Annotated in this window: 16 protein-coding genes, 2 rRNA genes and 3 pseudogenes; 12 read left to right on the top strand and 9 right to left on the bottom strand. The window is 36.1% G+C overall.

Annotated elements, in window-relative coordinates; all coding sequences use genetic code 11:
* The 8 genes and pseudogenes from A9G41_RS14565 to A9G41_RS10185 form a co-directional block, all read left to right on the top strand.
* Nucleotides 1-1,029, top strand: a 23S ribosomal RNA gene (locus A9G41_RS14565); the annotation flags it as partial.
* A gap of 170 nt (nucleotides 1,030-1,199) precedes the next feature.
* A 5S ribosomal RNA gene (gene rrf / locus A9G41_RS10215) occupies nucleotides 1,200-1,315 on the top strand.
* 147 nt (nucleotides 1,316-1,462) lie between these two features.
* Nucleotides 1,463-2,026, top strand: coding sequence for a pseudouridine synthase (locus A9G41_RS10210; protein WP_065583161.1), 564 nt, complete (start codon nucleotides 1,463-1,465; stop codon nucleotides 2,024-2,026).
* Between the two features lie 135 nt (nucleotides 2,027-2,161).
* Nucleotides 2,162-3,085 (top strand): annotated as a pseudogene (ftsY, locus tag A9G41_RS10205) (signal recognition particle-docking protein FtsY); the annotation flags it as partial.
* 9 nt (nucleotides 3,086-3,094) lie between these two features.
* Nucleotides 3,095-3,754: a cell division ATP-binding protein FtsE gene (gene ftsE / locus A9G41_RS10200; RefSeq protein ID WP_065583162.1), complete on the top strand. Its 660-nt coding sequence runs from the start codon at nucleotides 3,095-3,097 to the stop codon at nucleotides 3,752-3,754.
* A complete protein-coding gene (gene ftsX / locus A9G41_RS10195) occupies nucleotides 3,751-4,710 on the top strand; it encodes a permease-like cell division protein FtsX (protein WP_075539627.1) in 960 nt (319 codons plus the stop codon). Before ftsE ends, ftsX begins: the two co-directional genes overlap by 4 nt.
* Before the next feature lie 201 nt (nucleotides 4,711-4,911).
* Entirely contained in the window at nucleotides 4,912-5,772 is an 861-nt protein-coding gene (rpoH, locus tag A9G41_RS10190; RefSeq protein ID WP_065566153.1) for an RNA polymerase sigma factor RpoH, read from the top strand.
* 460 nt (nucleotides 5,773-6,232) lie between these two features.
* A complete protein-coding gene (locus A9G41_RS10185; RefSeq protein WP_141674441.1) occupies nucleotides 6,233-6,604 on the top strand; it encodes a hypothetical protein in 372 nt (123 codons plus the stop codon).
* Between the two features lie 261 nt (nucleotides 6,605-6,865).
* Here A9G41_RS10185 and A9G41_RS14050 read toward each other — a convergent pair.
* From A9G41_RS14050 to A9G41_RS10155, 5 genes and pseudogenes are all read right to left on the bottom strand, one after another.
* Nucleotides 6,866-7,977, bottom strand: a pseudogene (locus tag A9G41_RS14050) (IS3 family transposase).
* Nucleotides 7,978-8,215: 238 nt separating this feature from the next.
* Nucleotides 8,216-8,776 (bottom strand): NAD(P)H-dependent oxidoreductase, encoded by a 561-nt coding sequence (locus A9G41_RS10170; RefSeq protein WP_081302253.1) that lies wholly within the window; start codon nucleotides 8,774-8,776, stop codon nucleotides 8,216-8,218.
* 96 nt (nucleotides 8,777-8,872) lie between these two features.
* Nucleotides 8,873-9,226 (bottom strand): annotated as a pseudogene (locus A9G41_RS10165) (integrase core domain-containing protein); the annotation flags it as partial.
* Between the two features lie 174 nt (nucleotides 9,227-9,400).
* Nucleotides 9,401-9,709: an IS3 family transposase gene (locus A9G41_RS10160; RefSeq protein WP_176700493.1), complete on the bottom strand. Its 309-nt coding sequence runs from the start codon at nucleotides 9,707-9,709 to the stop codon at nucleotides 9,401-9,403.
* Nucleotides 9,710-9,762: 53 nt separating this feature from the next.
* Nucleotides 9,763-10,095, bottom strand: coding sequence for a transposase (locus tag A9G41_RS10155; RefSeq protein WP_081301468.1), 333 nt, complete (start codon nucleotides 10,093-10,095; stop codon nucleotides 9,763-9,765).
* A gap of 1,249 nt (nucleotides 10,096-11,344) precedes the next feature.
* Between A9G41_RS10155 and deoC the strand changes: the two genes are divergently transcribed.
* From deoC to ispC, 3 genes are read left to right on the top strand one after another with little or no spacing between them, the layout of a single operon-like run.
* Entirely contained in the window at nucleotides 11,345-12,010 is a 666-nt protein-coding gene (gene deoC, locus A9G41_RS10145) for a deoxyribose-phosphate aldolase (RefSeq protein ID WP_075539626.1), read from the top strand.
* A 57-nt stretch (nucleotides 12,011-12,067) separates the two neighbouring features.
* The gene (gene deoR / locus A9G41_RS10140; protein WP_065583167.1) at nucleotides 12,068-12,829 is read left to right on the top strand and encodes a DNA-binding transcriptional repressor DeoR; all 762 of its coding nucleotides are present in this window, start codon (nucleotides 12,068-12,070) and stop codon (nucleotides 12,827-12,829) included.
* 1 nt (nucleotide 12,830) lies between these two features.
* On the top strand, nucleotides 12,831-14,009 hold the full coding sequence (ispC, locus tag A9G41_RS10135) for a 1-deoxy-D-xylulose-5-phosphate reductoisomerase (RefSeq protein ID WP_065583168.1): 1,179 nt from the start codon (nucleotides 12,831-12,833) through the stop codon (nucleotides 14,007-14,009).
* A 95-nt stretch (nucleotides 14,010-14,104) separates the two neighbouring features.
* On the opposite strand, the gene A9G41_RS10130 is transcribed toward ispC, so the two are convergent.
* A complete protein-coding gene (locus A9G41_RS10130) occupies nucleotides 14,105-15,064 on the bottom strand; it encodes an aminoimidazole riboside kinase (protein WP_065583169.1) in 960 nt (319 codons plus the stop codon).
* Between the two features lie 315 nt (nucleotides 15,065-15,379).
* Between A9G41_RS10130 and A9G41_RS10125 the strand changes: the two genes are divergently transcribed.
* Nucleotides 15,380-16,849 carry a glycoside hydrolase family 32 protein gene (locus A9G41_RS10125; protein ID WP_065583170.1) on the top strand — a complete coding sequence of 490 codons (1,470 nt, stop codon included), beginning with the start codon at nucleotides 15,380-15,382 and terminating at the stop codon, nucleotides 16,847-16,849.
* A gap of 3 nt (nucleotides 16,850-16,852) precedes the next feature.
* Here A9G41_RS10125 and A9G41_RS14775 read toward each other — a convergent pair whose 3' ends face one another.
* From A9G41_RS14775 to A9G41_RS10115, 3 genes are all read right to left on the bottom strand, one after another.
* Nucleotides 16,853-16,975: a hypothetical protein gene (locus A9G41_RS14775; RefSeq protein ID WP_255307315.1), complete on the bottom strand. Its 123-nt coding sequence runs from the start codon at nucleotides 16,973-16,975 to the stop codon at nucleotides 16,853-16,855.
* A gap of 75 nt (nucleotides 16,976-17,050) precedes the next feature.
* A complete protein-coding gene (locus A9G41_RS10120; RefSeq protein WP_065583171.1) occupies nucleotides 17,051-18,532 on the bottom strand; it encodes a SulP family inorganic anion transporter in 1,482 nt (493 codons plus the stop codon).
* A gap of 559 nt (nucleotides 18,533-19,091) precedes the next feature.
* A complete protein-coding gene (locus A9G41_RS10115) occupies nucleotides 19,092-20,096 on the bottom strand; it encodes a LacI family DNA-binding transcriptional regulator (protein WP_065583172.1) in 1,005 nt (334 codons plus the stop codon).
* Nucleotides 20,097-20,241: the final 145 nt, after the last annotated feature.

Below are 20,241 nucleotides of genomic sequence, written 5' to 3'. Positions count from 1 at the left end.
GCAGAAGCTCTTGATCGAAGCCCCAGTAAACGGCGGCCGTAACTATAACGGTCCTAAGGTAGCGAAATTCCTTGTCGGGTAAGTTCCGACCTGCACGAATGGCGTAATGATGGCCAGGCTGTCTCCACCCGAGACTCAGTGAAATTGAAATTGCCGTGAAGATGCGGTGTACCCGTGGCAAGACGGAAAGACCCCGTGAACCTTTACTATAGCTTGACAGTGAACATTGAGCCTTAATGTGTAGGATAGGTGGGAGGCAAAGAAGCATGCACGCCAGTGTGTGTGGAGTCGACCTTGAAATACCACCCTTTAATGTTTGATGTTCTAACCTATACTTCTGAATCGAGGTAAGGGACACTGTCTGGTGGGTAGTTTGACTGGGGCGGTCTCCTCCCAAAGAGTAACGGAGGAGCACGAAGGTTAGCTAATCCTGGTCGGACATCAGGAGGTTAGTGCAATGGCAAAAGCTAGCTTGACTGCGAGAGTGACGGCTCGAGCAGGTACGAAAGTAGGTCATAGTGATCCGGTGGTTCTGAATGGAAGGGCCATCGCTCAACGGATAAAAGGTACTCCGGGGATAACAGGCTGATACCGCCCAAGAGTTCATATCGACGGCGGTGTTTGGCACCTCGATGTCGGCTCATCACATCCTGGGGCTGAAGTAGGTCCCAAGGGTACGGCTGTTCGCCGTTTAAAGTGGTACGCGAGCTGGGTTTAGAACGTCGTGAGACAGTTCGGTCCCTATCTGCCATGGGCGTAGGAAAATTGAGAGGGTTTGCTTCTAGTACGAGAGGACCGAAGTGAACGCACCGCTGGTGTTCGGGTTGTGATGCCAATTGCATTGCCCGGTAGCTACGTGCGGAATAGATAAGTGCTGAAAGCATCTAAGTACGAAACTAGCCTTGAGATGAGTTTTCCCTGAAGAGATTCAGTAAGGTCCGTTTGAGACTAAGACGTAGATAGGTCAGGTGTGTAAGTGTAGTGATACATTGAGCTAACTGATACTAATGAACCGAGAGTCTTAACCTTACAACTCGGAGTTGTTTTGGAGTTACGCGATAGGATGATTGAAGTTGATATATTTAGAGAGATTGACTTTAAATTGTTTAATAAATGAGAGAGCAGTTTGTTCCGGATTGAGCAATTGCTGTGGATATGAGATAATACATGGTAATTGAGAGAAGAGAAGACAGGATATGTCTGGCGGTAATAGCGCGGTGGTCCCACCTGACCCCATGCCGAACTCAGAAGTGAAACGCCGTAGTGCCGATGGTAGTGTGGGTATTACCCATGTGAGAGTAGGGTGCCGCCAGACTTTTAAATTTAGTGAAGCTCAGCAGCGATGCTGGGCTTTTTTACGTTTGGTATTTTATTTAATGGAGCTCTGATTTGTATAGTAATATCTAGAGCGGATAGTCCGAAGAATAACGGATTGAAGATGATAAGTTGATGTTGGAATGAAATGAGTTCACTAATTGCCTTTAATAAACCGTTTAATGTTGTGACACAATTTTCGGTGCATGGAAAATATCAAACATTAAAAGACTATATCACATTACCTAATTTTTATCCTGCTGGACGCTTAGATACTGATAGCGAAGGGTTATTATTGTTAACAAATAATGGTAAATTACAGGCAAAAATCAGCTCACCAAAGTTTAAATTACCCAAAACATATTGGGTACAGGTGGAAGGCATTATTAATCAAAAAGCTATAGATAGGTTAAGAAAAGGAATTCAATTAAAAGAATTTTATACCGCACCGGCTATAGTAACTTTTCTTGATGAACCATTGCAATTATGGCAAAGAGTTCCTCCTATTAGAGAGCGCAAAACAATACCAACTTCATGGGTAAGCATTACAATCACAGAAGGAAAAAATCGACAGATTAGGCGTATGTGTGCCGCTGTTGGTTTTCCTTGTTTAAGATTGGTTAGAGTTCAAATAGGCGCATACAATCTGTTTGCTCATCAGTTGCCATTAAATGAATGGCGATATATCACAACTCAAGATCTTTATTTATAACCAATATTGGCTATGATCAACGAATTCTATCTTTTATAATTTCTAAAAATATCGAATTAATTGGGCTTTATTCTAAAATAAGATAAAATGATATTTAGGTGATCATGGGATGAATTATTTATGGTTGAACAAAAAAAAGAAGGGTTTTTCTCTCGTTTAAAAAAAGGTCTTTTTAAGACTAAACAGAATATTGGAGCTGGTTTTCTAAGTTTATTCAAAGGAAAAAAAATTGATGATGCTTTATTTGAAGAGCTAGAAGAGCAACTTATTATTGCTGATGTTGGTTTTGATACTACACAAAAACTAATAAGCTCGTTAACTCAACAGGCTTCAAGAAAAGAATTAAAAGATGCTGATGCTCTTCAAGAACTTTTAAAACAAGAAATGAAGTCTATTTTAGATGGGGTAGATAAACCTTTAGAGGTGAGTAACCATAATCCATTTGTTATCTTAATGGTTGGTGTTAATGGTGTAGGCAAAACCACGACAATTGGCAAATTAGCTCGTCAATTTCAACAGCAAGGTAAATCAGTTATGCTTGCTGCTGGTGATACTTTTCGTGCAGCAGCCGTTGAACAGCTGCAAGTTTGGGGTGAAAGGAATCATATTCCTGTTATTGCGCAGCATATTAATGCTGATTCAGCTTCCGTTATTTTTGATGCAATACAAGCAGCAAAGGCAAAAAAAATAGATGTGTTAATTGCCGATACAGCAGGGCGTTTGCAAAATAAATCTCATTTAATGGATGAATTGAAAAAAATAGTCAGAGTGATAAAAAAACAAGATGAAACAGCTCCTCATGAGATCATGTTAGCTATTGATGCCGGTACCGGCCAAAATGCTATTAGCCAAACTAAACTATTTAATGAAGCAGTAGGTGTGACAGGTTTGACATTAACTAAATTAGATGGTACGGCAAAAGGTGGTGTTATTTTCAGTATTGCAGATCAATTTAATATTCCTATACGTTATATCGGCGTTGGTGAAAAAATTGAAGATTTGAGACCTTTTGTTGCCGATGATTTTATCAATGCCCTATTTGATGAAAAAGATGAATAGAGAAAATTCATGATCCAATTTCAGCGCGTAAGTAAGATTTATTCTGGTGGTAAGCCAGCACTGCAGAATATAAGTTTTACTTTATCACCCGGAGAAATGGCATTTTTAACAGGACATTCTGGTGCAGGTAAAAGTACGTTAATGCGGTTAACTTGTGGTTTAGAGAAAGCTAATGATGGTAAAGTGTTATTAAATGGCATTGATGTTTCAAATCTAAAAAAACATGATATGCCATTTTTACGTCGCACTATTGGCATGGTGTTTCAAGATCATCAGTTATTAATGGACCATACCGTTTATGATAATGTTGCTATTCCATTGATTATTTTAGGTAAACCCGCAGAAGAAATTCGTAGCCGAGTTTCAGCGTCGTTGGATAAGGTCGGATTGATAGATAAAATGAAATTTTACCCAATACAATTATCGGGAGGAGAACAGCAGAGAGTGGGAATTGCTCGAGCAATTGTTAACCATCCAAGCGTCTTGCTTGCCGATGAACCGACAGGTAATTTAGACGATAAACTATCAAAAGATATTTTAAAACTTTTTGAAGAATTCAATCAAGCAGGTGTAACCGTCTTGATGGCAACACACAATATGGGACTTATTCGCCGCAAGCATCATAGAATATTGCATTTAACTGAAGGGCGTTTAGAGGTTAAAAATTGACACGTAATTCTGCTAAATCGAAAGAAAATCAAAATAACTTTTTGTCTCGTTGGAAAAGGCAAATTGGTTATGCTTGGCGCAATACATTTAATGATTTTACACAACATATTTTTGCATCATTACTGACTATTTTTGTTATTGCAATTTCTATTATGTTACCCACTATTAGCTATTTACTTTGGAAGAATGCTAATCAAGCTGCACATAAATGGTACCCAACACCGAATCTCACTGTTTATATTAATAAAGAATTAACTTCAGAGCAGACAGCTGAATTATTGAGCAAACTTAAATATTATATCGAGGTTGATAGAGTTGATTACCTTTCTCGAGAAGAAACAAAAGAAGAGTTTAAGGCATGGTCTGGTTTTAGCAGTGCATTAGATCTATTAGATGAAAACCCATTACCGGCAGTGGCGATTGTTATACCTAAAGAAGAAGCAAAAAATACAGAGGTAGTGCATCGGTTACAAGCTGAATTACTCAATATTGAGGGGATAGATGATATAAAGTTAGATGATAGCTGGTTTACTAAATTAACTGCTTTAACAAATATGGTGAAATCTATTGTTTGGGTTATTTCAATCTTTATGATTATTGCTGTATCACTTGTAATAGGTAATAGTATTCGTTTGAATATTTTTGCTAGAAAACAAACCATAATTGTTATGCAATTAATTGGCGCAACAGAAGGTTTTATTCTACGCCCTTTTTTATATAGTGGAATTTTTATTAGTTTTATTAGCACTATTATTGCGTTGGCATTATCAGAAATATTTATTTTTCAAATAGAAGCAATCATATTGAATGTTTCTGATGCTTTTGGAACAATAATTCATATTGAAGGTTTATTATGGGATGAAAGCCTATTAATTTTACTTATTACTATAATTATTGGATGGTTTTCATCATTTGTTGCAACAAAAAAATATTTAAAAATGACAAAAATTACCTAGCTATTTCTACGTAACTAACTAAAATATATATTAGTATTGATGAGTAGCTAACTTAGGGATATTTTTATTGATTTTACATAAAAAGGATGAACTAATTTATAGTCTGAAGGTCAAAGTAATAAATAGACAGTAGTTTTACGTTTTTTGATTGTTACATCTAATTTATGTAACAAGAATTAGTTAAGATAAAGGGGGAGTTAAATGAATACTGATATAAAAATCCAAGTAGGTGCTTTAATTCCACAAGGTAACATTGAATCATATGTTCGTATGGTTAACACTTATCCAATGCTAACTGCAGAAGAAGAAAAATCATTGGGTGAAAAACTTTATTATCATGACGATGTCGATGCCGCAAGACAACTTATTTTGTCTCATTTACGTTTTGTCGCTCATATTGCTCGTGGTTATTCAGGGTATGGTTTACCACAGGCGGATTTGATCCAAGAAGGTAATATCGGTTTAATGAAGGCTGTGCGTCGTTTTAATCCAGAAATTGGGGTGCGTTTAGTTTCATTTGCAATCCATTGGATAAAAGCTGAAATTCATGAATATGTACTTAAAAATTGGCGTATTGTTAAAGTTGCAACAACCAAAGCACAAAGAAAGCTATTTTTTAACCTAAGAAAGACCAAACAACGTTTAGGTTGGTTTAATAATGCCGAAGTTGATATGGTGGCCAATGAGTTGGGTGTAAGCCGTAAGGACGTGCTTGAAATGGAGTCTCGTATGTCGGCTCAAGATATGTCATTTGATGTAGATAGTGATGATGATGATAATTCAATTGTTGCACCTTCTCTCTACTTAGAAGATAGTAACTCTGATTTTTCTAAGTCAATTGAAAATGATAATTGGGAAAATGACGCGACAGATAAGTTACATGATGCATTATCACAATTAGATGAACGTAGCCAAGATATCATTAAAGCACGATGGCTAGATTCTGATGATAGTAAATCAACATTGCAAGTGCTAGCCGATAAATATCGTGTTTCAGCTGAGCGGATTCGTCAACTTGAAAAAAATGCAATGAAGAAATTACGAGTTGCTATAGAAGCATAATTTTGTTTATTAATGTTAACTTCCTAAACCTTACTTATAAAGAGTAAGGTTTTTTTACAACTGATGTTTTCGAGATTAATTTTATTAAACAGCGTGCATGTCGCCCAGAAGTGTTAGATTTATATTTTTTAACAATTTGCAACAAGCAAGGAAAGTAACAAAACAATGGCTAATTATTCATAATACCGAATAACTTTATGGGACATTAAATAAATATGAGGTAAATTGAATATAAAAGACTAAAACAGGTAATATAATTTTCTAGGTAAGTTATGTACTAACTATGGGGTATTTAAAAGGCAATATTACTCTAATCGTAGGAAATGAATAACCAAAATGCCACTTATATTCTCAATTAGCTAAAACCTATGTTACCTAATAATAGTATAAAGATATGAAGAAAAGCGGATTCGTTATATTATTTATTTTGCTATTATCTCCGTGCAATAAAATTAAGATAATGGAAGAAAATAATCACGAAAATCCTATAATAGTTAATAAAGCGTTAAATGATAGCGATAACGATACCATAAAAAAATTTATACATTTTAATCAGGTAAAACAGGCACCTATAGATTGTTTAATAAAAAAATATCCCCCTTTATGGGATAAAACTTTTATTTTGGGTAAAAAGGATGGTTTTATTACTGAGTTTAGAGCTGGTTTATTCAAGTTTTTTACACAAAAACAAATAAAAAGCAGGGATATTAAAATTAGGGAAGTCACATGGGCTAGCAATAAAGAAGAAAATCTAACCGTATGGTTTGAAGAAAAAGATGATAAATGGATTCCAGTAGAACATTCCATCTGGAATAAAAGAGCAGTGTTTTAAAGTTGATATTATTTGTCAACTATTTTTACTCTATCCAATCTTGCCTACAGCTTCAATTAAAGTTACAAATAAAGTATAGTGATTATTAATAACGCTCTTTAGGGTTTTAGCCAAGAATATAATCTTCAAATAAATTTGATTAATCGTATTTAAATAATATACAAAAAAACTAATTTCTTACAAAGATGTCCTTTTGGTATACAGTAATATTACCTAGTTCCTAGTGGTATGTCCACACTTTTTAGTACCAAAAAGATAAGGTCATAGATTCATTTTATATTCAATGGGTGACTGGTAATTTAAAGACGAATGCAGTCTATTATAATTAAACCAATCCACATAGTGATTAAATTGTAGCCTGAGCTGTTCAAGTGAATCAAAAATCGTGTTTGATACAAATTCAGTTTTCACCGCTTTAAATGTTGCTTCAGCAACGGCATTATCATAAGGGCATCCCTTATGGCTTAATGAACGCTCAATGCCAAATTCCTTTAAACATTCATCAAGTAGATGATTATCAAATTCTTTTCCTCTATCTGAATGAAATAACTCAACTGAATTTAAGTTAATAGGGATTTGGCTGATAGCATCCATAACCAGTTGAGCATTTTTATGTTTTCCTGCACTTCGTCCCACGATTTCTCGATTGCTTACATCAATAATCATACAAAGGTAATGCCATTGTTGTTTTACTCTCACATAAGTTAAATCAGTCACTAACACTTTGCGTTGTTGGCCTACGGTAAACTCACGATTAAGTTGCTTACTTACTGTTGATTCGTTGCTTTGTTCTGTATTAGCACGATATTTTTTACAGGTATATTTTGATACTCATCCGTTTTCTTGCATGATTCGACCAATTCGGCGACGGGATAATAGTATGCTTTTCTTTCTAAGCGCTACTTGTAGTCGCCTTGTTCCATAGGATTGATAGTTATCGTTAAATACCGCTTTCACTTTTTTACTAAGCTCTTTGTCTGTTTTTTTACTGGTTAATTGTAGTTGATAATAGAAGCTATTTCTTGACACTTGTAAACATCGACATAACGCACGTAAACTATATCGATGTTGATTCTCGGTGATTAATTTGATTTTCGTCCTATTATCAACGCAGCTTGCTTTAGGATGTCATTCTCCATTAACAAACGCTTATTTTCTTTTCGTAGGGCTATGAGCTCATTTTCTTGAGCACTACGATTGGCCTGAGCTGTAAACTCACCAGTGGCTTGATATTGCTTGATCCACTTATCTAATGCGGATTTAGTCAAGTCGTATTCGGCGACAATATCTGCTCGTTTTTTGCCATTTTGGTATAACATTACCATCTGTTTTTTAAATTCATGAGTAAAACTGCGTTTTTCTCTTTTTGAAATGAGATTTGTCATTGTTGGTTCCTTTTGTTTTTTGGTTATCATAACAATGACCTTATAAAACTGGTACTAATTAGTGTAGCCTGTCCAAAATTGAATACATGACCCAAAATTGGCCGTATATCTAAGTCGATTAATCACACTTTTAGTCCAGCATCAGCAATAAAGCTGCCCAGACTCAGGCTAATACAACGCTACCTTTTAATAGTGTTATATTAGCAATGTTATTAAGCTGGAATAATTAAATAGAGATATTGTCCAGCATAGCTTGACGATCTTCGTCTGTTAACGTAGGTACCTCATAAAGCTGTTGGCAATTTACATTACTTATGCCAACTAGATTCAATGTACCAACAATCATACTTTTCATGAAATCATCCATATCATGTTGCAAAAGTACTTCTTGTGTAGAACCAAGCGTAACAATTAACGTTGCAGATTTATCCGTCAATAGTGGAGTAAACCCATTTTCATCATCTTTATAGGCAAAGCCTGAAGACAATACTCGATCAATCCAGCCTTTTAAAATGGCAGGTTGGCCAAACCACCATATAGGATAAATAAAGATGAGATTATCAGCTTCAGTTACCAATTGCTGATGACTTTTTACATCATCATTGACTGTATTGTTTTGCAGTGCAATAAAATCGTCAGTAGACAACACAGGCTGAAATCGTTGCTGATACAAATCAATCAAATTGTACTGTTCTCCACGACTGTTGATAAGGCTAATAACTTTATCCTTAATAGCATGATTGAAACTAAGCTCATAGGGATGTGCATAAATAATACAATGTTTCATTTGGTTACCTCCGTTATAAATTTCTGTTGTGAACGTTTGTTTTCTTTATCTGACGGTTACCAGTTTTTATTGGGTGTCTGTCAGGTTAAATCTGGTTCAGATTTTTTCTTCCCAGATCCGTTTTCCATCAAGCAATGTTTCTATTGGGGTTCGACCACAGCACAATTTTCCTTGATGAGTTCGTTTATTATTGTAATGATGCAGCCAATTGTCCAGATCTGTTTGGAGTGTTTCTAAATCTGAATAGCGCTTTTTACGGAATGTCACCATATAAAACTCATGTAAAATAGTTTTATAAAAACGCTCGCAGATCCCATTCGTTTGTGGCGACATAGTTTTTGTCTTAGTATGTTCAATATCATTAATGGTCAGATAAAGTTGATAATCATACTTTTCAATAGCATCACAAAACTCCGTTCCTCTATCAGTTAATATTCGAAGCATTGGCAAATTGTCGCCTTTTTTACCATTCCGTTTATACAAGCTTCCCCTTTAGACGAAATAAATAATAATGTCGCTTCAGCAACAGCATTATCATAGGGACAGCCCTTATGGCTTAATGAGCGTTGAATGCCAAATTCCTTTAAACATTCATCACGTAGATGACTATCAAATTATTTTCCTCTATTTTCGTTGTTGACCTACGGTAAACTCACGATTAAGTTCATTACTTACTGTTGATTCGTTGCTTTGTTCTGTATTAGCACGATATTTTTTACAGGTATATTTTGATACTAATCCATTTTCTTGCATGATTCGAGCAATTCGGCGACGGGATAATAGTATGCTTTTCTTTCTAAGCGCTACTTGTAGTCGTCTTGTTCCATAGGATTGATAGTTATCGTTAGATACCGCTTTCACTTTTTTACTAAGCTCTTTGTCTGTTTTTTTACTGGTTAATTGTAGTTGATAATAGAAGCTATTTCTTGACACTTGTAAACATCGACATAACGCACGTAAGCTATATCGATGTTGATTCTCGGTGATTAATTTGATTTTCGTCCTATTATCAACGCCGCTTGCTTTAGGATGTCATTCTCCATTAACAATCGCTTATTCTCTTTACGTAGGGCTATGAGCTCATTTTCTTGAGCACGACGATTAGCTTGAGCTGTAAACTCACCAGTGGTTTGATATTGCTTAATCCACTTATCTAATGCGGATTTAGTCAGGTCGTATTCGGTGACAATATCCGCTCGTTTTTTACCATTTTGGTATAACATTACCCTCTGTTTTTTAAATTCATTACTAAAACTGCGTTTTTCTCTTCTTGAAATGAGATTTGTCATTGTTGGTTCCTTTTGTTTTTTGGTTATCATAACAATGACCTTATTAAACTGGTACTAATTAGTGTAGCCTGTCCATTTTGCTGGTCCATCAAACATCTGGAACCCAGATAAGGGCTTCTTTACCCAGTCTACAGACCCCATTATGATAAAAACTTCCCTACTACTGGTGCTAATGGTTTGTACTTTTATTTAGGCATAGGTGGGGTAGGCCCAAGTACATTGAGTTGGCCATCGGTCATTCATGGTAATCCGCAAGTATGACAGTGGTTCCGACTAACCCATCTGCTGAGGATTGGCGTAGTTTTGATCGCCCAGGGGGATTACGTGTTACGTTAACGGGCAGATGAATTCCGATTCTCCAGGTAATATACCTCGTCCCTCTTTGCCAGCGACATTCGAGTTAGTTGGTCAAGATAGTCATGGTAGTGCTGTTATCAAGTATGGATTTAAGTTAAAGCAGTGGTTCGTCACCCGAGGTGAATATAATTACTATGGCTATTTTAATTCATTGTCTTGGTGTAGAAGTATCGGTTACCAGATGCCAAGAGTAAGGGATTTTACTAATTCGCAGTGTATAGGTGTCATGGGTGGTTCTGGCTGTGAAGGTTCAGTCGGCACCACGCCATCTTCATCTAGTAATCATTACCAGCGCAATATTAACGCCGGTTTCCTCACTGAGTGGGGCAACTTGCTCAACTACCCTGGTGCCAGTTGTACCGACGACCACTGGACGAGTGACGCTACTCCGGATAGTGAACGGTTCGACCGGTTCATTGTGTGGATAGGCACTGGTGAGATATACAGATACCGGTCGAGAGACTCTAGCCAGACTTTTTGCGCCTCGGTCCTTAAACCCTAGTCCTTGGTCGTGAGGTTGATATGGACTAATCTAGCCGAGGCTATTTAAGAAAGGTTGCTGCGTAAGGCACGACCTTTCGCTTACAAGATCGGTGAACTAATTAAATAACGAAGCGAATTGGTTGCGTAAGTGACCTGCCAACGCCGAAAGCGGTGTTAGCAGTGGTAAAATTGGCATATAAAAGAATAGCTAAATTAAACACATCACAAAAAATCTTACTTTTTTAAATCTAATCTTTGTAAGATCGCGCTCTGCTTTTTAAAAAGCTATTTTTGACTGTACTATTTTATACAATTGTTACATAATGTTATTATAATAACATTATGGCTTTATCTTTGTTATTTTTGTAACATTACTATTCATTTACCTACTAACAATATTTATTAGACATTATTACAAAGACAATTTAAGGATCTCGTTATGAGCTATGCAAAGTATATTGATCATACTTTACTCGCAATGAATGCGACGGAAGATCAAATTCGTAAACTCTGTGATGAAGCCAAGGAATATCATTTTTATTCTGTTTGTGTGAATTCAGGTTATGTTCCTTTAGCTGCAAGCTTACTCAATGGCAGTGATGTTAAAGTTTGTTCGGTCGTTGGTTTTCCACTTGGTGCTATGCTGACTTGTGCTAAAGCTTATGAAACCGAAATGGCGATTAAAGCGGGCGCACAAGAAATCGATATGGTGATTAATGTAGGCTGGTTAAAAAGCAATGATTGGGACGCTGTTAAAAATGATATCGAAGCGGTATTTAAAGCTTGTGGTCAAGTGCCATTAAAAGTCATTTTAGAAACCTGTTTATTAACGAAAGAAGAAATTGTTAAAGTCTGCACCATTTGTAAAGAAATCGGAGTGGCTTTTGTTAAGACTTCAACAGGCTTTAGTGTTGCTGGTGCCACTGTTGAAGATGTTAAATTAATGCGCAAAACCGTGGGCGATAAGATGGGTGTGAAAGCGTCTGGTGGTATTCGCAATCGTGAAACGGCGGAAGCAATGATCCAAGCGGGTGCAACACGATTAGGCGCAAGTGCAGGTATTGCTATTGTTTATGGTAACACTACATCATCAAGCAATTATTAATCAATAAACCCATCAATAAGCGACGTTATGTTGCTTATTGTCGTTGATGGAATCTGAATGGAAATGCAATCACAAAAAAGAATTAATGAGCTCATTCAAATTTTAACAAAAACTGATAAGATTCATTTAAAAGATGCTGCTAAGCTGTTAGCGGTTTCAGAAATGACCATTCGGCGAGATTTAAATAGTGTTTCTGCCTCATTAAGTGTTTTAGGTGGTTATATTGTCAGCGATGCTCGTTATCAAGCAACACGATATTTTGTTTCAGACCAACAAGATAAACAAGTTAACGAAAAGTTACACATTGCTAAACGGGCAAGCAAATTAGTTTTTGATAATGATACCGTCTTTTTTGATTGCGGTACCTCAATACCTTTTATTATTGATGCTATTGATGATTCCGTTACTTTTACCGCTATCTGTTATTCATTAAACGCATTTTTAGCATTACAAAATAAATCTAATTGTAAGACAATTTTATGTGGTGGTCATTATCAGGCTAATAATGCGATTTTTAGCGCTATTGGACAGCATAGTGAATTAAATTCGATTTGCCCAAATAAAGCGTTTATTTCGGCCGCGGGGATCGATATTGAACAAGGTGTAACTTGTTATCATTTTGATGAGCTTGATATGAAATTGCAAGCTATAAAAAAATCAGGTCAGAATATTTTGATTGCCGATCATACTAAATTTAATCAAGTTAAGCCGGCTTTTATTGGCGAGTTAACGCTGTTTAATCAAATTATTACAGATAAAGCGCCTGCTAAGGAATTTATCACTTTTTTCAATAACTATAACATTAACTTGATGTATTAATATGAAAAATATCGCAATTTTAGGATCGACTGGCTCAATTGGTTGTAGTACTTTAACCGTTATTGCTCAAAATCCACATCAATTTAAAGCTTATGCTTTAGTTGGTGGCAATAATGTGATAAAAATGACTGAGCAATGTTTAGACTTTAAGCCAAAATACGTTGCCATGGCAACAGAGCAAGCGGCTGCTCAATTAAGAGCAAATCTTGCTAATCTAAAATTGGATGTTGAAGTGTTAAGTGGTGAACAAGCCATTTGTGATTTAGCGCAATTGCCAGAAATAGATCAAGTTATGGCGGCTATTGTGGGTGCGGCTGGACTAAAGCCAACCCTTGCTGCCATTAAAAAAGGTAAACGTATTTTGCTGGCCAATAAAGAATCGCTAGTAACCTGTGGGCATTTGTTTATGCAGGCGGTTAAAGAGTATGGTGCCAAGTTGTTGCCAGTAGATAGCGAACATAATGCCATTTTCCAAAGTTTACCAACGATGGTACAGCATAATTTAGGTTTTACTAACCTTGCCGATCATGGCATTACTAAAATCGTGTTAACGGGTTCTGGTGGACCATTTCGTGATTGGGATTTAGCCAATCTTGCACATGTCACCCCTGAGCAAGCGATTGCTCACCCTAATTGGTCGATGGGTAAAAAAATATCTGTCGATTCGGCAACGATGATGAATAAAGGGCTGGAATATATTGAAGCTCGTTGGCTATTTAATGCCAGTGCCGACGAAATGGAAATTATTATTCATCCGCAATCAATCATCCATTCAATGGTACGTTATCAAGATGGTAGTGTGGTGGCTGAACTCGGTGTGCCTGATATGTGCACGCCAATTGCTTATGCCATGTCTTATCCCGGTCGTGTGCCTTCAAGCGTACCACCTTTAGATTTTACGCAAATTTCGTCGTTAACATTTAAACAACCTGACTTTGACCGTTATCCATGTTTAAAATTGGCAATCGATGCCTTTAATCAAGGGCAAGCGGCTACCACAGCGCTCAATGCTGCCAATGAAGTTGCGGTTGAGGCTTTTTTGCAAAATAAAATCGGATTTATGGATATTGCTAAAAATGTATCAAAAACCTTAGAAAAATTAACTTTTCCTGAACCGTCAACTATTGATGATGTTTTTATAATAGATCATTGGGCAAGATCACAATGTGGCCAGTGCTAAATATTATTTAGTTTTAATAAACAATGAATTAAATTTAAGTAAGGGCAGTTGACAACCAAAATTATGTTTTACTGCCCCATTAGTGGCACTTTTTGTTAGGTCATTTGTTTCGCCGTTAATGTAGGGTTATCGCTAATAAATGATTGTAAAAATACACTATCAGGTAATGCGGTTAATGCGCCTTTTTGAGTAGTTGCTAAGGCACCACAAGCACTAGCTATAGTCATCATGCTTTCTAACATGAGCTTATCTTCTGGCATGCCTGATGATGCAATACTGCTTAATAATCCTGCTACAAAAGCATCACCCGCGCCAGTGGTATCAACGCTATTTACATGAAACGAATCAAAAGTAAAGGTTTTACCTTGCCATAATACAATACTGCCATCTTTACCTTTGGTAATGAGCTTTAATGGTGCTTCATAGTGTTGTTGTAGTTTACTTAGTGCTTCATGCCAATCATTGCATTGTGTTAACCAAAATAGTTCTTCGTCCGATAACTTGAGGATATCGGCATCATGGCAAAATTGCGTAATAGTTGTGCGCATTTCGTTTTTATTTGTCCACATCTGCTCACGCAAGTTAACATCAAAGCTGATTAAGCCACTTTTAGCTGTAAGACGTTCGATTGCTGTTTTGACTGTTTGCCGGCAAGTATGCCCGACGAGGGCCAAAGAACAAAAATGTAAAATATCTTGGTTGAAATCAGGTATTGCTTGCTGAGACAAAAATTGATCAGCTGAAGGTGACACAAGAAACGTAAAGCTGCGTTCGCCATTTTGACCTAAATCGACAACCACAGTACTTGTTCGATGTTGTTCGTCTTTTTCAAGGCTTTGACAATCAACGTGATATTTACGGAAAGTCGTTTCCATAAATTCACCAAAAGGATCATTGCCCACCCGACCAATAAAAGCGGAAGGTAATCCTAATTTTGCAACACCAATTGCGACATTAGCTGGCGCCCCACCAGCGCAAGCTTGATAATTCATATCACCAAATGGCAACAAATCAATGACAGCATCCCCAAGGGACCAAACTTTAGTATTATTCATTTTTCAACTCGATTATAGTTAGTTACTGCGGTAATCTACCATAAGCATAGATTACTCTATCTCTGTAAAATACATCATCTTTTTTACTTTTTAATAACATCATTGATGTTTAATTTTTTGTTCAATTAATTATGGCTTGTTTTTAGAAGTCTGCCATAAACTAAATTATTTAACAAAAAATTCATCGTTGATATTAGAAATATGTGACTATCATCACATATTTTATCGCTAACCACATTAATAGTTAACGTTAACAATTAAATTAGGATACTATTTAGATAAAGGTATCTAATATTGGATAAAAAGGGGATTTTTATGTCTACTGCTATTGATAAAGCCAATCAAGCTGTCAAAAATTTAGAAAAAGTAATGAATAAACAATATTATCCGCATTTTCATTTAGCACCATCTGCTGGTTGGATGAATGATCCTAACGGTTTAATTTATTTTAAAGGTCAATATCATGCTTTTTATCAGCATCATCCTTATGATGAAAACTGGGGACCAATGCATTGGGGGCATGTAGTTAGTGATAATTTAGTCACATGGAAAAGGCTACCAATAGCCATTGCTCCTGATCAAGAATTTGATAAATCAGGCTGCTTTTCGGGATCGGCGGTGGATAATAATGACAAATTATGTTTATTTTATACTGGTCATATTTGGTTAAATGGGCAAGGTAATGATGAGCAAATTGAGCAAACCCAATGTCTTGCAACTAGTAAAGATGGTATTCATTTTGAAAAACAAGGCATCATACTTACGCCAAAAAGCGGGATTATGCACTTTCGCGATCCTAAAGTGTGGCAAAAAGATGGTAAATGGTGGATGGTAGTCGGTCAACGAACCCCACAAGATGTCGGGCAAGTTTTGTTATTTCGATCGGATGATCTAAAAAATTGGCAATTTGACCATGTTTTGGTGAGTGATATCGATCCTGATGTTTATATGCTTGAATGCCCTGACTTTTTTCCACTTGGTGATAAATGGATCCTTATGTTTTCGCCACAAGGCATGAAAGCAAAAGGTTATCAATATCGTAATCGCTTTCAATCAGGTTACCTTGTAGGTGATTGGCAACCAGGGCAACAATTCTCAATGATTAAACCTTTTCAAGAAATGGATTTTGGTCATGATTTTTATGCACCTCAATCATTTCTTGCTGCTGATGGCCGGCGTTTAATTTTTGCTTGGATGGATATGTGGGAATCAATCATGCCAAGTAAAAAAGATAAATGGGCTGGAGCATTTACCTTACCCCGCGAGCTCATTTTAGATCAAGATAATAAAGTTAGAAATCGTCCCATCAAAGAGCTTGAAGCATTACGAGAAAAGCCAAAATCATTTGAGGAATTAACCCTTACTAATGAGCTTAAAAACACCAATATCGAATCTATTAGCTGCGAGCTTAACGTTGAATTTGATTTGACGCAAAGCACGGCCGAACGATTTGGCTTACAGCTAGCAGCAACGAAAGACGGTAAACAAGCTACATTATTATATGTTGATCTACAATCTGAGCGGATTGTACTCGATCGTAGTTTATCGGGGCTTGAATTAAAAGGTTATCGTAGCGTACCATTACCAAAAAAACAAAAATTAACTTTGCATATATATGTTGATGCTTCATCTGTTGAAGTTTTTATTAATGGTGATTTATATAGCTTTTCAAGCCGTATCTATCCTAAGTTACCAGCAGAGCGAACTGTAAATCTATTTGCTGAAAATGGTAACGCTAAAATCACCAATCTAGAAAGTTGGCAGTTAAAATCTATTTATGCGTAATGCCTATTCACTGCCAATTGGCAGTGAAGTTTGGCTTTGAATACTGAGCTTTTTATTGAGAAGTTTTAAATGTTGTGCGATAAATGGCTTTTTAGGTAACATAATTGACCATACAATTTGTGTCATAAGTTTATTATTACTCCATACCACATAATCGCACAATAAATGATAATGTAGAGCCATCAACGCAGACCATTATTTTTAATGGTTATTAAATGTTTGCTTAGCATCGGGTTTATCATAAACACCAAAATGATCAACTATTGTACTGCTGGCTTTATTCAACCCTAAAACTTCTACGTGTGCACCTTCTTTGCGGAATTTAATCACAACCTTATCTAAGGCTGCTACAGCCGTTATATCCCAAAAATGCGCTTGGGTAAGATCTATTGTTACCTTTTGCACAGCCTCTTTTAAATCAAATGAACTAATAAATTTTGCAGAAGAGGCAAAAAATACTTGTCCATATACTTTATAAATACGTTGCTGTTTAACTGGTTGCTCCTTTTTAATTTGCAAATAATGGGCAACTTTATTGGCATAAAACAATGATGCTAGTAATACTCCCGTAAATACGCCGTAAGCAAGATTATGGGAAAATACGACGACAATGACTGTTGCAAGCATAACAATATTGGTTGAAAGTGGGTATGATTTAAGGTTTTTTATCGAGTCCCAGTTAAAGGTGCCAATTGAAACCATGATCATGACAGCAACTAATGCTGCCATGGGTATTTGGCTCACCCAGTCTTGCAAAAAAACAACTAATAATAAAAGTATAGATCCTGCTATCAATGAGGATAAACGCGTTCGCCCTCCTGACTTCATATTCACCATTGATTGACCAATCATAGCGCAACCAGCCATACCACCAAAAAAGCCGGCGATAATATTGGCGATACCTTGCCCTTTGCACTCTCGGTTTTTATCACTTGGTGTATCGGTTATATCATCCACAATAGTTGCGGTCATCATCGACTCCAATAATCCCACAATTGCTAATGAAATTGAGTAAGGCAGAATAACCAATAATGTATCAAGATTAAAAGGCACATTAGGGAGCAAAAAGGTAGGTAAGCTCGTAGGAAGCGCTCCCATATTACCAACGGTTCTTATATCCATCCCAAAATAGATGTAGAGACCCGTAAGGATAAGAATACAGAGTAACGGTGATGGCAAAATTTTTCCTATTTTAGGGACATAAGGGAAGAGATAAATAATAGCAAGCCCTGCAATAGTCATCATATAGACATGCCATGTTACATTGGTCAGTTCAGGAAGTTGTGCTAAAAATATTAAGATCGCTAATGCATTAACAAAACCGGTTACTACTGAGCGTGATACAAAACGCATTAAATTTCCTAATTTAACAAAACCTGCAATAATCTGAAAAATACCACATAGTATGGTTGCAGCTAGTAAATATTCAATCCCATGCGCTTTAACCAGACTTGCAACTAATAATGCCATTGCACCAGTAGCCGCAGAGATCATTCCAGGACGGCCACCAACAAAAGCGGTAATAACCGCTATACAAAAAGCAGCATATAATCCCACCTTGGGATCAACACCTGCAATAATTGAAAAAGCAATTGCTTCAGGAATAAGAGCAAGAGCTACAACAATACCTGATAAGACATCGTTTCTGATATTTGAAAACCATTCTTGACGTAAAGATTGCATTGAATTTTACCACCACTGAAAAAAACAAAAGAAAATTACAGCGTGAAGCAATGTGTTAGAAAATTGTCAAAATTTGATAGGGAAGCCTGACTTCTGTGCATCACGCGAGTAATTATAATTATTATTGATAAGAACAACTCGCAATAAACTACACAGCTATACTCCAAAATGAAATTTATTTTTTATAATAATAAAACTTAACTAGTTGTACAAGGTTAATTTCTTAACTATAGTTAAATATTATAATATCTTAATGAGGTTAAAGTACGATAACATTAGTAATGTCTAACCTAAATAGAATAAATGTAATCTGTTGGGTTTTCACCCAAATATTAGCCTATGCTGACCTTAGCAAATGGCTCTCTTTAGTAATACAATTGTTCATATTCTTGTGGCAATATTCAACCACTAGTTAATAAGATATAGACCTACTTAATTATCAATTGAATGGCGTATATTTATGTTTGATAATAACATGATATAAATGATGGGTATTTTTACGTATTACACGCTAAATGATAAATACCGCATTACTCATTTTAATAGTCTTTAATTTTTCTTATAAGGATTGTCTTTCTAAATAAGGTGACGCTACAGGTATTATTTCATTTTGGGTTTTGCCATCAATAATATGTAAAGCTGCTTGTTCACCAATTTCATAATGAGGTAATTGCACTGTTGTCAATGGTGGATAAAATAGCTCACCAGTACCCACCATATTGTCGTAACCTAGCACAGCAACATCATTTGGAATATGAAAACCTCGACCAAGTAAAAATTGATAAGCGACAAAAGCGATTCGATCGTTACCACAAATTAATACATCAAAATCTGTTTTTTTATTACAATGTTGTTTCAATATATCAATTGTCATCATATATTCTTGAGCTAGGTTAGCTGACAAAATTGATGTGTGATAACTGGTAATATCCTCCAAATTGTTACCCGCATCAATCCATGCTTGTTCGGCTGCTGCGCGCCTAGTTTTTCCTGCTAGCGTTTTTTCTGATAAATAGATACATAATGGTTTTTTATAACCTTTATTTATCACCTTTTGCATGGCTTGATATTGACCTAAATAGTCATCAGGAATATAGCAAGCAAGTTGCTTTGAATCGCTTATGCAGTTAGCTAATACAACATTTTTATCTAATAACTTTTCAGGCAGTTCAACTTTTCTTAATCCCATTGTGGTATAGATGATACCGTTAGGGCGATATGACAGTAGGGTATTAATGGCATGATCGGCATCTTTATCATCAAATAAATTAACAATAAAGGTATTCCATCCATGATTTTGGGCAGTTTTTTCTATGGCTTGGAGTAATTCTACTGAAAACGGTGTCATGGCGGTTTCTAATGCTAAAACACCAATAGCAGAAGGTCCCGAGTTATCACCACGAATCTTTCTTGCCGATAAATCAGGCACATAATTAAGTTGTTCAATAGCTTGTTTAACGCGTTTATAGGTTTCTTTATTTAATTTGTCAGGATTATTTATTGCACGTGAAACCGTCATCAGTGACACAGATGCTAATTTTGCAACATCCTTAAGTGAAGCCATAGTTAAATCCTTTTGTTTAACAAGATAAAAAATGATTAACAGCCATTACTATGCATGATGATATCACAAATAGAAATGATAAAAAGTGTGAGGAGGTTAACATTTATGATAATCGATTCTATCTATTTCGTATTAAATATGGTCA

Origin of the sequence: Gilliamella sp. Nev5-1 (genome assembly GCF_001690895.1) — a bacterium.
GTDB lineage: Bacteria > Pseudomonadota > Gammaproteobacteria > Enterobacterales > Orbaceae > Gilliamella > Gilliamella apicola_C.
Note: the sequence above shows the minus strand (reverse complement) of the source record. Positions and strands in the feature narration are given on the sequence as shown.